At 63.9% G+C, this 12,781-nt stretch carries 12 protein-coding genes; 9 read left to right on the forward strand and 3 right to left on the reverse strand.

All coding sequences use genetic code 11. The features are described 5' to 3' along the window. The first annotated feature begins 75 nt into the window (after positions 1-75). From NKJ11_RS03875 to apnL, 5 genes are read left to right on the forward strand one after another with little or no spacing between them, the layout of a single operon-like run. Complete coding sequence (locus NKJ11_RS03875) at positions 76-720, forward strand: DUF2291 family protein (RefSeq protein ID WP_128302331.1); 645 nt, start codon at positions 76-78, stop codon at positions 718-720. Then, on the forward strand, positions 717-2,273 hold the full coding sequence (locus NKJ11_RS03880) for a sugar ABC transporter ATP-binding protein (protein WP_352792720.1): 1,557 nt from the start codon (positions 717-719) through the stop codon (positions 2,271-2,273). The genes NKJ11_RS03875 and NKJ11_RS03880 overlap by 4 nt, the downstream gene beginning before the upstream one ends. After that, positions 2,266-3,330 (forward strand): ABC transporter permease, encoded by a 1,065-nt coding sequence (locus tag NKJ11_RS03885; protein ID WP_023808896.1) that lies wholly within the window; start codon positions 2,266-2,268, stop codon positions 3,328-3,330. Before NKJ11_RS03880 ends, NKJ11_RS03885 begins: the two co-directional genes overlap by 8 nt. Before the next feature lie 2 nt (positions 3,331-3,332). Further along, entirely contained in the window at positions 3,333-4,367 is a 1,035-nt protein-coding gene (locus NKJ11_RS03890; protein ID WP_352792721.1) for a Gfo/Idh/MocA family protein, read from the forward strand. Next, positions 4,364-6,202, forward strand: a complete 1,839-nt coding sequence (apnL, locus tag NKJ11_RS03895; RefSeq protein WP_352792723.1) for a D-apionate lactonase — start codon at positions 4,364-4,366, stop codon at positions 6,200-6,202. Before NKJ11_RS03890 ends, apnL begins: the two co-directional genes overlap by 4 nt. Positions 6,203-6,204: 2 nt before the next feature. Here apnL and NKJ11_RS03900 read toward each other — a convergent pair whose 3' ends face one another. After that, on the reverse strand, positions 6,205-6,918 hold the full coding sequence (locus tag NKJ11_RS03900; RefSeq protein WP_023808899.1) for a transcriptional regulator NanR: 714 nt from the start codon (positions 6,916-6,918) through the stop codon (positions 6,205-6,207). 185 nt (positions 6,919-7,103) lie between these two features. Here NKJ11_RS03900 and oiaX point away from each other — a divergent pair, with 185 nt between their 5' ends. From oiaX to dhaL, 4 genes are all read left to right on the forward strand, one after another. Continuing rightward, the gene (oiaX, locus tag NKJ11_RS03905; protein ID WP_023808900.1) at positions 7,104-8,354 is read left to right on the forward strand and encodes a 3-oxo-isoapionate-4-phosphate decarboxylase OiaX; all 1,251 of its coding nucleotides are present in this window, start codon (positions 7,104-7,106) and stop codon (positions 8,352-8,354) included. Between the two features lie 4 nt (positions 8,355-8,358). Next, positions 8,359-9,693 (forward strand): four-carbon acid sugar kinase family protein, encoded by a 1,335-nt coding sequence (locus NKJ11_RS03910; protein WP_023808901.1) that lies wholly within the window; start codon positions 8,359-8,361, stop codon positions 9,691-9,693. A gap of 131 nt (positions 9,694-9,824) precedes the next feature. After that, positions 9,825-10,832 carry a dihydroxyacetone kinase subunit DhaK gene (locus tag NKJ11_RS03915; protein ID WP_023808902.1) on the forward strand — a complete coding sequence of 336 codons (1,008 nt, stop codon included), beginning with the start codon at positions 9,825-9,827 and terminating at the stop codon, positions 10,830-10,832. A gap of 27 nt (positions 10,833-10,859) precedes the next feature. Beyond that, complete coding sequence (dhaL, locus tag NKJ11_RS03920) at positions 10,860-11,501, forward strand: dihydroxyacetone kinase subunit DhaL (RefSeq protein WP_023808903.1); 642 nt, start codon at positions 10,860-10,862, stop codon at positions 11,499-11,501. A 22-nt stretch (positions 11,502-11,523) separates the two neighbouring features. Here the strand turns inward: dhaL and derI are convergent, their stop codons facing one another. Both derI and NKJ11_RS03930 read right to left on the reverse strand, forming a co-directional pair. Further along, positions 11,524-11,961: a D-erythrulose-4-phosphate isomerase gene (gene derI / locus NKJ11_RS03925; RefSeq protein ID WP_013533067.1), complete on the reverse strand. Its 438-nt coding sequence runs from the start codon at positions 11,959-11,961 to the stop codon at positions 11,524-11,526. Between the two features lie 33 nt (positions 11,962-11,994). Next, a complete protein-coding gene (locus tag NKJ11_RS03930) occupies positions 11,995-12,762 on the reverse strand; it encodes a triose-phosphate isomerase (RefSeq protein WP_023808904.1) in 768 nt (255 codons plus the stop codon). Positions 12,763-12,781 lie beyond the last annotated feature (19 nt).

A 12,781-nucleotide genomic window follows, 5' to 3' on the forward strand; every position in this document is an offset into this window, starting at 1 on the left:
GAGGGGCGAAAATCGGTTTTCGCCCCTCGCCGCCATTTTCCGTGGGTCGCCCACGATGCTGAACGACAGGCCGCCATGCTGAACACCAAGCCGAACTGGCCGATCCTTACCGTGATGGTCGGCATCAGCCTGACCGCCTGCAAGATCCTGCCTACGAAATCGGAAGCCGGAGACAACGCTCCCGCCTTCAATCCAGACAAGATGGTCGAAGAGACATGGGCGGCAAAGGTCGTGCCCTATCTCCAGCAGAAAGCCGGACCGTTTGCGCAGGTTCACACCCTGGCGACAACCGATCCATCGGCTGCCGGCGCCAAATACGGCAATCCGAACAAGCAGGCGAATTCGCCTTGGACTTTCGCGGTTCGCCTGGAAGGCAAGATCGTCGCGGCCAACACGCAGTCGCGGGCGGCAACCGTCGACGTCGATGTCGACGGCGACGGCAAGGCCGATGCACGGGTGCAGATCGGACCGGCGGTGCGCGGCACCGCGCTGCGCGACAGCCTGGACTTCATCCAGTTCAACGACTTCACCAACCAGATCGACTTCGCCCAGTTCGGCAAGGCGTTCAACAGCTACACCGACAAGACGGTGCTGTCCAAGCTGCCGCGCGAGGCGCTGGAAGGCCGCAGTGCCAAAGTGCTGGGTGCCTATACGCTGGGCAACGGCCAGGACCTGCCGCTGGTGACGCCGGCGGAGGCAGAGATCGGGCCGAAGCCATGAGCGCGACAGCAGAGCGCGAAATCATCCTGAAGCTCGAGGACGTCTCCAAGGTCTATTCCGGCACCGTTGCGGTCAAGCGCGCCAATTTCGAGGTGCGCAAGGGCGCGGTCAACGTGCTGGTCGGTGAAAACGGCGCCGGCAAGTCGACGCTGATGAAGATCATCGCCGGTGTGGAACGGCCGACCGCCGGCCGCATCCTGCTGGAAGGCGAAGAGGTTTCCTTCTCGTCATCCGGCGATGCGGTGAACCGTGGCATCGGCATGGTGTTCCAGGAGTTGAACCTGTTCGGCAACATGAGCGTCGCCGAGAATATTTTCGCCACCCGGGAGATCACCAACCGCTTCGGCAAGATCGACCGCGAGCAACAGGAAAACCGCGCTGCGGAATTTCTGGAACGCCTGCAAGCCGGCATCCGGCCCGATATGCTGGTCGAGGATCTGCGCATCGGTCAGCAGCAGCTGGTCGAGATCGCCAAGGCGGTCTCGCTCGACGCGCGCATCCTGATCATGGATGAGCCGACCTCGGCGCTGAGCGCGGCGGAGGTCGAAATCCTGTTCAAGGTGATCGCCGACCTCAAGGCGCGCGGCGTCGCCATCGTCTACATCTCGCACCGGCTGGAAGAGCTGATCCGCATCGGCGACTACATCACCGTGCTGCGGGACGGCCGCATCACCGGCCATGAGGAGATGAAGAACGTCGACACGCAGTGGATCGTTCGCCAGATGATCGGCTCCGATGCCAAGGACTTCGCCAAGGCCGACGGCCATCTTCCGGGAGAAGAGATTTTTCGTGCCGAGGAGATCTGCCTGCCCCGCGCCACCGGCGGACTTGCCGTCGACCATGTCTCGTTGTCGCTGCGTGCCGGCGAGATCCTCGGCATCTACGGCCTGATGGGCGCCGGTCGCAGCGAACTGTTCGACTGCATCATGGGCCGCCACGGCCATTCGACGGGTGAGATCTTCATTGGCGGTATAAAGGTCAAGGAGCGCGATACGACGCGGCGCATCCGGCGTGGCCTGGCATTGATCCCCGAAGACCGTCAGCGCGAAGGGCTGGTCTCGATCCTCTCGGTCGCCAGCAATTTGACGCTGGCCAGCCTATCGCGCTTTGCCCGCCTGTTCCATATCCGTGGCGCCGGCGAAAGGCAGGCGGTGACGCAGATGGTGCGGGAGCTGGCGATCAAGGTCGCCGATCCTGCGCAGGAGGTGTCGTCGCTGTCGGGCGGCAACCAGCAGAAAGTGGTGATCGGCAAGGCGCTGCTCACCGAACCCAAGGTGCTGCTGATGGACGAGCCCAGCCGAGGCATCGATGTCGGCGCCAAGGCCGACGTCTTCCGCACCATGCGCAAACTGTCCCGCGACGGTTTGGGGATTTTGTTCGCCACCTCCGACCTCGATGAGGTGATGGCGCTGTCCGACCGCATCGCGGTGATGAGCAACGGAAAACTGACCGGCATGTTCGATCGCGCCGAAGCGACGGAGGCGGCACTCGTGGCTGCATCCGCGCTTGGCCACGGACCGGCCTCACGCACGGAGAGCACCGCCCATGACTGACATCCCAGCCAAGGCGGCCGCTCATTCCGCTTCCAGCGGCTCCGTGCTGTTGACGCTGATGAAGCTCAGGACCTTCATCGCGCTTATCGCCGTGCTGATCTTCTTCTCGATCGCGGCGCCGAATTTCCTGTCGACCGCCAATCTGATCCTGATGTCGAAGCACGTGGCGCTGAACGCGTTCCTGGCGATGGGCATGACCTTCGTCATCATCACCGGCGGCATCGACCTTTCGGTCGGCTCGATCGTCGGCCTGTGCGGTATGGTGGCCGGCTATCTCGTGCTCAACGGCATCGACCTGCAAATCGGCTACACCATCTATTTCAACGTCTTCGAGATCGCGCTGATCACGCTTGCCGTCGGCATATTGATCGGCGCCGTCAACGGCTTGCTGATCACCCGGCTGAACGTCGCGCCGTTCATCGCCACGCTTGGCGTCCTCTATGTCGCGCGCGGCCTGGCGCTGCTGTCGTCGGATGGCCGCACCTTTCCCAACCTCGTCGGCAAGCCGGAACTGGGAACCACCGGCTTCGGTTTCCTCGGAGCCGGCCGGCTGCTTGGCCTGCCGGTGGCGATCTGGATTCTGATCGTCGTTGCGCTGGGAGCCGCCTATCTCGCCAAATACACGCCACTCGGCCGCCACATCTTCGCGGTGGGCGGCAATGAGCGGGCGTCGCGGATTTCTGGCGTCCGTGTCAACATGGTGAAGATGTTCGTCTATATGTTCTCCGGTTTCTGCGCCGCGATCGTCGGCCTGATCATCTCGTCCGAGCTGATGGCCTCGCATCCGGCAACAGGCGAAAGTTTCGAGCTCAACGCCATTGCGGCGGCGGTGCTCGGCGGTACCTCGATGTCGGGCGGGCGCGGCACGATCGGCGGCACCATCGTCGGCGCCTTCGTCATCGGCATTCTTTCGGACGGGTTGGTGATGATGGGTGTGAGTTCGTTCTGGCAAATGGTGATCAAGGGTCTCGTCATCATCGTCGCCGTTGTCGTCGACCAGGCACAACGCCGGCTTCAACAGCGCGTCACCTTGATGCAGATGGCGAAGGCGGGTTGAGCATGGCGGAGTTGCGTGGAGCGCTGATCGGCTGCGGCTTCTTTGCCGTCAACCAGATGCACGCCTGGCGCGGCATTGCGGGCGCTTCGATCGTTGCCATCTGCGACCGTGACCCGGAACGGCTCAAGATCGTCGGCGACCAGTTCGGCATAGCGAAGCGCTATACCGATGCGGCGGAACTTTTTGCCGGCGAAAGCCTGGACTTCGTCGACATCGCCACCACCGCGCCCAGCCATCGTCCGCTTGTCGAAATGGCGGCCGCTCATCGCGTTCCGGTGATCTGCCAAAAGCCGTTCGCGCCGACGCTCGCCGACGCCAAGGCGATGGTCAAGGCATGCGCGGAAGCCGGCGTGCCGCTGATGGTGCATGAGAATTTTCGCTGGCAGTCGCCGATCCAGGCGGTGCGCGCCGTGCTCGACAGCGGCGAGATCGGCACGTCTTTCTTCGGGCGCATCTCCTTCCGCTCCGGCTATGACGTGTTTTCCGGCCAGCCCTATCTAGCGACGGGAAAGCGCTTCATCATCGAGGACCTCGGCATCCATATCCTCGATATCGCCCGCTTCCTGCTCGGCGACGTCTCGACCATCACGTCGCGAACCGCCCGCGTCAATCCTAGTATCGCGGGCGAGGATGTGGCGACGATGCTTCTGGACCACAAGAGCGGCGCGACCTCCGTGGTCGACTGCAGCTATGCGACGAAGCTTGCCACCGAGCCGTTTCCCGAGACGCTGATCGAGATCGACGGCAGCGACGGAACGATCCGGCTGGCGCAGGGATACCGGCTCACCGTCACCGGCAAGAACGGCACGGTCGTCACCGACGTCTCGCCGCCGCTGCTGCCATGGGCGTCGCGGCCCTGGCATAACATTCAGGAAAGCGTCGTCGCCATCCAGCAGCATTGGGTAGACTGCCTGGCGAAGGGAATCGAACCGGCGACCTCGGGCGCCGACAATCTCAAGACGTTCGCACTGGTCGAGGCGGCTTACACCGGTGCCGCGAGCCGGCAACCGGTGCAGCTCGACGCCTTGCTTAAATGACCGCCGACGCATTCCTGCTCTACGGAACGCATGCCGTCGAGGCCGAACCAATCAGGCTACGCGCAGGCGCGCTCAGCGCCGACTTCGTCAACGGCAATCTGCGCACCATCCGGCATGGCGGCACCGAGGTGCTGCGCGCCATCGCCTATATCGTGCGTGACCGCGACTGGGGCACCTATGAGCCAAATTTGACGGACCTGATCATCAACCAGGCGGCCGACGCTTTTTCGGTCAGCTATTCGGCAAGCTGCCTGGCCCCCGATGGAAGCCGGCTCGGCTTCCGCGCCACCATCAAAGGCTCTGCCGATAGCCATCTGGCCTTCGAGGTCAGCGCCCTTCCCGAAAGCGATTTCGAAACCAACCGCTGCGGCTTCTGCATCCTGCATCCTATCGCCGACCTCGCCGGCAGCCCGGTCAAGGTCGAGCATACGGACGGCAGCGTGGAGGCGACAAAGCTTCCCGAACTGATAGACCCCTGGCAGCCTTTCAAGGATATCCGCGCCATCACCCATCAGGTTCGGCCTGGCGTCACCGCCGAATGCCGGATGGAAGGCGATACTTTCGAAATGGAGGACCAGCGCAACTGGTCTGACGCATCCTACAAGACCTATGTGCGGCCGCTGGCGCTGCCATGGCCGTATGTGCTGCCTGCCGGCCAAACCCTGCGCCAGACGATCAGCCTGCGCATCGCAGGTGAAGGCAAAGCACCGGCTGCCACCGTGACCAGCGAACCGGTCCGCGTTGGACTCGGCGAGGTCGGGCCAAGGCTGCCCGATGTCGGCGTGGTCATCTATCCCGAGGATGTCGAGACGGCGCTGGCGAACCTCTCCACGCTGGCGGCACTCGGCCCACAACAGCTGCTGTTTCACTACGATCCGACGCGTGGCCACGGGCTCGACGCCTTGCGCGCTTTCGCCCGACTGGCAACTGCCTACGCAGCCGAAACGACCCTCGAATGCGTCGTTGCCTGCGCTGGCGATCTCGACGCCGAGATGTCAGGTGTCGCCGGCCTGGTGCGCGAGGCCGGGCTAAAACTCTCGGCCATTGCCGTGTCGCCTTCGGTCGACCGGCAGTCGACACCGCCGGGCAGCACGTGGCCGGACTGTCCGCCGCTCGAGAACGTTTACGCGGCCGCGCGGCGCGCCTTTCCGGACATCCGGCTCGGCGGCGGCATGTTCAGCTATTTCACCGAACTCAACCGCAAGCGCGTGCCGGAGGACCAGCTCGATTTCGTCACCCATTGTACTTGCCCGATCGTTCACGCCGCCGACGATCTCAGCATCATGCAATCGCTGGAGGCGCTGCCTTTCATCACCCAATCGGCGCGGGCGATCTTCGGGGCGAAACCCTATCGGATCGGACCATCGACGATTGCCATGCGGCAGAACCCCTATGGCGGCGCGACCAAGCCCAATCCCGGGGGACAGCGCATCGCCATGGCCGACCGAGACCCGCGCCATGCCGGCCAGTTCGCGACGGCATGGACGATCGGCTATGCCGCGCGCATCGCGCCCGCTGGGCTGGAACAGCTCACGCTCTCCAGCTTCACCGGACCGTTCGGCGTGCTGGCGTCATTTGGAGAACCCGTCGCGGAAGGAACACCCCGGCCGCTCTTCAGGGCCATCAAGGGGCTTTGCGAACTGGCCGGCCTTGCGCATGTGTCGGCAAGGACGAGCGATGAGACCAAGGTGCTGGCGCTGGCCGGGCGCTCCGCCTCGGGCAAGACAATCGCGTGGCTGGCGAACCTGACGGCGGACGAAGTGCCGGTCGACATTTCGGCTTTTGGCCGCGGCCATCTCGTGATGACGCCTTACGCGATCACCCGGCTCGGCTGAAGTTACTTTTCGGAATTCATCACATAGAGCGCGCGCGAGCGTTCGAGATGCTTGATCATCGCCTTCTCGGCGCCATCCGCATCCTTTTTCTCGATGCGGCCGATGATCTCTTCGTGCTCGGTCAGCGTGAACTTTTCCTTGCCGGTCCAGATCAGCATTTCGGTGTGGTATTCCTTCAGCCAGCCGAGCATCGCCTCACTAACGGCGACATAGATCGGATTGCCTGAGATCGCGGCGATCTGGGTATGGAATTTCATGTCGGCGGAGATGAAGGCTTCGGAATCGCCACGGAAGCCGCGCTGTTCGGCAACGGTGGCCCTGAGGCGCTGCACATCCTCGGCGGTGGCCTTTTCGGCGGCTTCCCTGACCATGCCGCGCTCGAAGAAGATGCGCGCGGTCTTCAGGTGCTCAAGCGTGTCCTTCGATGACGACAGGATGATCTTGGCGGCGCCATCGACCTGCTTGATGATCGACTTTGCCGTGAGCTGCAGCACCTTGGCGCGCTCGCCATGCGAGATCGCGACCAGGCCCATATTGCTCAGCGCCTGCATCGCCTCGCGAATCGCCGGCCTGCCGACCTCGAAGCGCTCCATCAGTTCGCGCTCCGACGGCATGTCGTCACCCGGCATCAATTCGCCGCTGGTGATCAGGCGCTTCAGCCGCAAGAAGACCTCGTCGGAAAGCTTGCGCCGGACAATCGGTTCCGAACGGTTCATCGTCGCGAATCACTCCCTTGAGCCGGCCCTATCTAACACTGCCGCCACATTTCCCGGAAATTGCCGCCTGTCGATCTGCCTAAAACTTCTAGCCGGATATGCCTTGCAATACTTATGTACTCATTATACCAGATTTAGAACACCGGTGAACCTTTTTCGAACGCCTCGGCTTAAGACAGCAGACCATGATCACCCTCACCTATCGCATCGAAACGCCTGGAAGCATCGAAGCGTTGGCCGCCAAGATCGCCAGCGACCAGTCGACCGGCACCTTCGTCGCGCTGCCCGGCGAGACCGAAGAGCTGAAGGCCCGGGTGGCGGCGCGCGTGCTGGCGATCCGGCCTCTGCCCGATGCCGAGCGGCCGTCACTTCCCGATGACGGCAGCGGGCCGTTCAAACGCGCCGATGTCGACATCGCCTTTCCGTTCGATGCCATCGGCACCGACCTTTCGGCGCTGATGACCATCGCCATCGGCGGCACCTATTCGATCAAGGGCCTCACCGGGATCCGCGTCGTCGACATGAAGCTGCCGGAGGATTTTCGCGGCGCGCATCCCGGCCCACAGTTCGGTGTCGCCGGCAGCCGCCGACTGACCGGTGTGACGGACCGCCCGATCATCGGCACCATCGTCAAGCCGGCGCTCGGGCTGCGGCCGCACGAGACGGCGGCAATGGTGGCGGAACTGATCGCCGCCGGCGTCGATTTCATCAAGGATGACGAGAAGCTGATGAGCCCGGCCTATTCGCCGCTGTCGGAGCGGGTGAAGGCAATCATGCCGCTGATCCTCGACCATAAGCAGAAGACCGGCAAGAAAGTGATGTATGCCTTCGGCATTTCGCATGCCGACCCGGATGAGATGATGCGCAACCACGATCTGGTGGCGAAGGCCGGCGGCAATTGCGCTGTTGTCAACATCAATTCGATCGGGCTCAGTGGCATGGCGTTCCTGAGGAAGCGCTCCAGTCTGGTGCTGCATGCTCACCGCAACGGCTGGGACATCCTCACCCGGCACCCCGGGCTAGGTATGGGCTTCAAGGTCTGGCAGCAATTCTGGCGACTGCTCGGCGTCGACCAATTCCAGATCAACGGCATCGCCTCGAAATATTGGGAGCCGGATGACTCCTTCGTCGAGTCGTTCAAGGCGGTGACGACGCCGATCTTCTCACCTGAGGACTGCGCCTTGCCGGTCGCCGGCTCCGGCCAGTGGGGCGGGCAGGCGCCCGAGACATATGCGCGGACCGGCCGGACCGTCGATCTTCTCTATCTCTGCGGCGGTGGCATCGTCAGCCATCCGGACGGGCCGGGCGCCGGCGTGCGTGCCGTGCAGCAAGCCTGGCAGGCGGCGGTCGACGGCATTCCGCTTGCCGACTTCGCCCTGAACCACCCTGAACTGGCGCGGTCGATCGAAAAATTCGGCGACGGCAAGGCAGCCTGAAGCCATGCAGAACCTGCTTCTCAGCTATTATGGCGACGACCTGACCGGCTCGACCGATGTCATGGAGGCGCTTGAGCTCGGCGGCGTGCCGACCGTGCTGTTCATGCGCCAGCCGGACGATGCCTTGCTTTCGCGGTTTGCCCATTGCCGGGCGATCGGCCTCGCCGGCACCAGCCGCAGCGAGACGCCGCAGTGGATGGACATGCATCTGCGCGATGCCTTTGCCTGGCTGAAGACACTCAACGCCGCGATCTGCCACTACAAGGTTTGCTCGACCTTCGATTCCAGCCCAACGGTCGGCAGCATCGGCCGGGCCATCGAGGTCGGCCGCTCGGTGTTCGCGCAGGATAGTGTGCCGCTGCTGGTCGGCGCGCCGCAGCTCAAGCGCTACACCGCCTTCGGCCATCTATTCGCCGCCTATCGCGACCAATATTTCCGCATCGATCGCCACCCTGTGATGAGCCGCCATCCGACGACGCCGATGGATGAGGCCGATCTCCTGATCCATCTGTCGCGGCAGACGGCGCTGAGCTCCGGGCTGATCGACCTTGCAACGCTGCAGTCCGCGTCGCGATCGGCCGCGTTCGATCGCCTGACCGGAAACGGCACCCCCATCGTGCTTCTCGATGTCGACAATCTGGAAACGCAGGCTCTGGCCGGCAAGGAGATCTGGCGCGTTCGCAAGCCAGGCGGTTCTTTTGTCGTCGGCTCGTCCGGGGTCGAGTATGCATTGCTGGCCGAATGGGCGTCGAATGACATTGTCGGCGCTGGACAAGGTTTTACGCCGCCGGGCGCAGCCGAGCGGATAGCCGTCGTGTCGGGCAGTTGTTCGCCGACCACCGAGCGGCAGATCCGGCATGCCCTGACCGACGGTTTCGACGGCATCGAGGTCGATCCCGTCGAGCTGGTTTCGGAGTCTTCGCAGCAGGCGATCGCGCGCGCAACGGCAAGCGGCCGTGCCAGTCTGCAAGCCGGGCGCAGCGTCATCCTCTACACCGCGCTTGGCCCCGATGCCGACAGGGGCGCCGAAATCGACCGGCAGGAAGGCGCCCGCCACAGGCTTGGCCGCGGCCTTGGAGAAATCCTTCGCAGCCTGACGATCGAACAGAATTTGCGGCGCGTGGTCATTGCCGGCGGCGACACGTCGAGCCACGCACTCGGCGAGATGGGTGTCGATGCCCTGACAATTCGCATGCCGCTGCCCGCTTCGCCTGGCTCGCCGCTCTGCGTTGCCCACTCGCGCGTCAAGGCGATCGACGGCTTGGAGGTCGCGCTCAAGGGCGGCCAGGTCGGAACCGATCGCTATTTCTCAGCCATCCGCGACGGCCTCGGCACTTGAACCAGCCGACACCTGGATTTCAGGAGCCGCTGTGCGAGAGCACTTCAACACGCGAAATGCGCCTTGCCGGGTGGAAATCCCGGTAACACCCGGTACTATCTGCGAAAATGCCGAAATCGGGAGGACGTCGGGTGCAGACCAAGAAGATCATCAACGATGGCAACCGCGCCGTTGACGAGATGCTGGAAGGCATCCTGGCAGCGCATCCCCGCCATCTCAAAAGCGTGGACGGCAGTCCACGCTCCATCATCGCCCGCGACGGACCGCGCCAGGGCAAGGTGGGCCTCGTGATTGGCGGCGGTTCGGGCCACGAGCCGAGCTTTCTCGGCTTTGTCGGCAAGGGATTGGCTGACGCTGCGGCCATCGGCAATGTCTTTGCCTCGCCGCCGCCGGACCCGATCCTCGAATGCGCCAAGGCAGTCAGCGGCGGCGCCGGCGTGCTCTTCATGTACGGCAATTATGCCGGCGACGTGATGAATTTCGACATGGCGGCCGAGATGGCCGCCATGGACGACATCGAGGTGCGCACGGTGCTGAGCACCGACGACGTCGCCTCGGCACCGCGCGACCAGCGGCACAAGAGGCGCGGCGTCGCCGGCAATTTCTTCATCTTCAAGGCGGCCGGCGCCGCCTGCGACCGGATGTTGTCCTTCGACGAATGCGAGCGCGTCGCCGGCAAGGCCAACGACCATACCTTCACCATGGGCGTGGCGCTGTCGCCCTGTTCGCTGCCGCAGACCCGCCGGCCGAATTTCGAGATCGGCCCGGACGAGATGGAGATCGGCATGGGCATCCACGGCGAGCCCGGCATCGCGCGCGAAAAGTTGAAAACAGCCGACGAGATCACCGACGAGATGCTGGACAGGATTCTCGACGAGATGGCGCCGGCGCGCGGCGACAAGGTCGCGGTGCTCGTCAATTCGCTGGGCTCGACGCCGCTGATGGAACTCTACATCATGAACCGGCGCGTGAAGCAGAGGCTCGATGAGATCGGTGTGTCCATACACGCAAGCTGGGTCGGCAATTACTGCACCTCGCTCGAAATGGCCGGGGCCTCGATCACTCTGCATCGGCTGGACGGCGAGTTGCAGACGATGCTGGACCACCCCTGCGACTGCGCCATGTTTCGCGCCGGCTAAACCCACTTCTGTGGCAAGGACTAAGACATGACGACAATCGACACCGCCCGCCTTGTCGCGATGTTCGCGGCGATCGCAACCGCCATGTCGGCCGACAGGGACCGACTATGCGCGCTTGACGGAGTTATCGGCGACGCCGACCACGGCATCGCGATGGAGCTTGGATTTTCCGCGGCACGCGATGCAGTCGCCGCACTGGACACCGAGGCCACTGATCCGACCACCTTGCTGAACACGGCGGCAAAGTCGTTCCTGAATGCGGTTGGCGCCTCCTCCGGTCCGCTCTATGCGACCGCGTTCATGCGCGCCGCGGCAGCCGTCAAGGGCAAGACGACGCTCGACGACGCGGACGTGGTCACTCTGTTCCAGGCGATGGCCAAAGGCATTCAGGATCGCGGCAAGGCCGAGCCAGGCGAAAAGACGATGATCGATGCATGGGCGCCGGCTGCGCAGGCGGCGGGCGAAGCGCTGACCTCCGGCAAGGATCTGGCGGGCAGTCTCGAAGCTGCTGCACAAGCGGCAAACGCCGGCGCGGAGGCGACCAAGTCGATGGTCGCCACCAAGGGCCGGGCATCGCGCCTCGGCGAACGCTCGCTTGGCCACATGGACCCGGGCGCCGCCTCCGCCGTGACCGTGATCGAGGCGATGCGGGTCGCCTTGACCACCTGATCAGTAACGGGCCTTCCGCGCCTCAGCGCTTGGCGTCGAGCTTGTCGATGGCCTGCACGTTTGTGGCGGAGGGGCCATTCGGATCGAACTCCGAGGCCAACCATGCGTCGGCGATCGATTTCGCCAGTTCGGGACCGATGACGCGGGCGCCCATGGTGATGATCTGGGCGTTATTGGACTTGGCGGCGCGCTCAGCGGAATAGGTGTCGTGGGTCAATGCGGCGCGAATGCCCGGGACCTTGTTGGCGGAGATGCTGACGCCGATGCCGGTGCCGCAAAACAGGATGGCCCGGTCGTAATTGCCGTCGAGAATTTCGTGGCCGACCGAGGCGGCGATATCGGCGTAGAATCCGGCCTGGCTTAGGTCGACGACCTGCAGTTCCGGCTTGGTGGCGAGATGCTTGGCGATGACGTCGAGCAACGGCTTGCCGGCGCTGTCGGCTCCGAGTGCGATCTTCATGATGATGAGCTCCTTTGCTTGGTCTTTTAGCGGTCAGCGCGCGATGGCGGCCGACGCCTTTTTCAGAATGTCGATATAGCCTTCCGCTTGCCACGCCGAGCGGCCGATGAACAGGCCATCGATATGCGGCTGGCCGATGAGTTCGGCCGCGTTGCCGGGATTGACGCTGCCGCCGTAAAGCACAGGCGGGGCAGCCGGCAGCCGGTCGGCGGCAACCTGCTTGATCAGCGCCTGCTGCCTGTCGGCATAGTCGGCGCTGGCGGGAATGCCCTTCTCGCCGATCGCCCAGACGGGCTCGTAGGCAAAGAGGATTTCAGCCTTCAGTTGATCGCCGCTCAGCTCTTGCAGCGCGCCGAGAACCTGTGCCGTCAACACCGCCTCGGCGCGGCCTGATTCACGCTCAGCCAGCGTCTCGCCGACGCAAATCAGCGGCACGAACCCGTGCCTGACAGCGGCCGCCGTTTTCAGTCCCACAGTCGCGTCCGTTTCGCCGAAATGCTCGCGACGCTCGCTATGGCCGAGTTCGATCACATCCAGCCCACAGTCTTTCAGCATCACTGGCGAGATCTCTCCCGTCCAGGCACCGGCGTCGGCCCAATGCATGTTCTGGGCGCCGACTTTCACGCGGGTGTTGGCCAGCGCCGCTTTGACCTGGCGCGCGGCGGTGAACGGCGGAATGACGAAAGGCTGTATCGCCTGATCGAAGTCAGGCACGAAGGCCGCCAACGCATCGGCGAACTGCAGCGCCTCGGCAAGCGTCTTGTTCATCTTCCAGCTCGTGCCGACCCAATATGGGGTCATTCTTTTCTCCTTCAACGCG

Source organism: Mesorhizobium sp. M0243 (assembly GCF_040321775.1).
Lineage (GTDB): Bacteria > Pseudomonadota > Alphaproteobacteria > Rhizobiales > Rhizobiaceae > Mesorhizobium.

Excerpts from the sequence above, each read along its gene's own strand:
- derI (WP_013533067.1), bottom strand. The coding sequence starts at position 11,961 with ATGAAGATCGCACTCGGAGCCGACAGCGCCGGCAAGCCGTTGCTCGAC.
- NKJ11_RS03880 (WP_352792720.1), top strand. The coding sequence starts at position 717 with ATGAGCGCGACAGCAGAGCGCGAAATCATCCTGAAGCTCGAGGACGTC.
- NKJ11_RS03890 (WP_352792721.1), top strand. The coding sequence starts at position 3,333 with ATGGCGGAGTTGCGTGGAGCGCTGATCGGCTGCGGCTTCTTTGCCGTC.
- NKJ11_RS03900 (WP_023808899.1), bottom strand. The coding sequence starts at position 6,918 with ATGAACCGTTCGGAACCGATTGTCCGGCGCAAGCTTTCCGACGAGGTC.
- apnL (WP_352792723.1), top strand. The coding sequence starts at position 4,364 with ATGACCGCCGACGCATTCCTGCTCTACGGAACGCATGCCGTCGAGGCC.
- NKJ11_RS03875 (WP_128302331.1), top strand. The coding sequence starts at position 76 with ATGCTGAACACCAAGCCGAACTGGCCGATCCTTACCGTGATGGTCGGC.
- NKJ11_RS03910 (WP_023808901.1), top strand. The coding sequence starts at position 8,359 with ATGCAGAACCTGCTTCTCAGCTATTATGGCGACGACCTGACCGGCTCG.
- NKJ11_RS03930 (WP_023808904.1), bottom strand. The coding sequence starts at position 12,762 with ATGACCCCATATTGGGTCGGCACGAGCTGGAAGATGAACAAGACGCTT.
- oiaX (WP_023808900.1), top strand. The coding sequence starts at position 7,104 with ATGATCACCCTCACCTATCGCATCGAAACGCCTGGAAGCATCGAAGCG.
- dhaL (WP_023808903.1), top strand. The coding sequence starts at position 10,860 with ATGACGACAATCGACACCGCCCGCCTTGTCGCGATGTTCGCGGCGATC.
- NKJ11_RS03885 (WP_023808896.1), top strand. The coding sequence starts at position 2,266 with ATGACTGACATCCCAGCCAAGGCGGCCGCTCATTCCGCTTCCAGCGGC.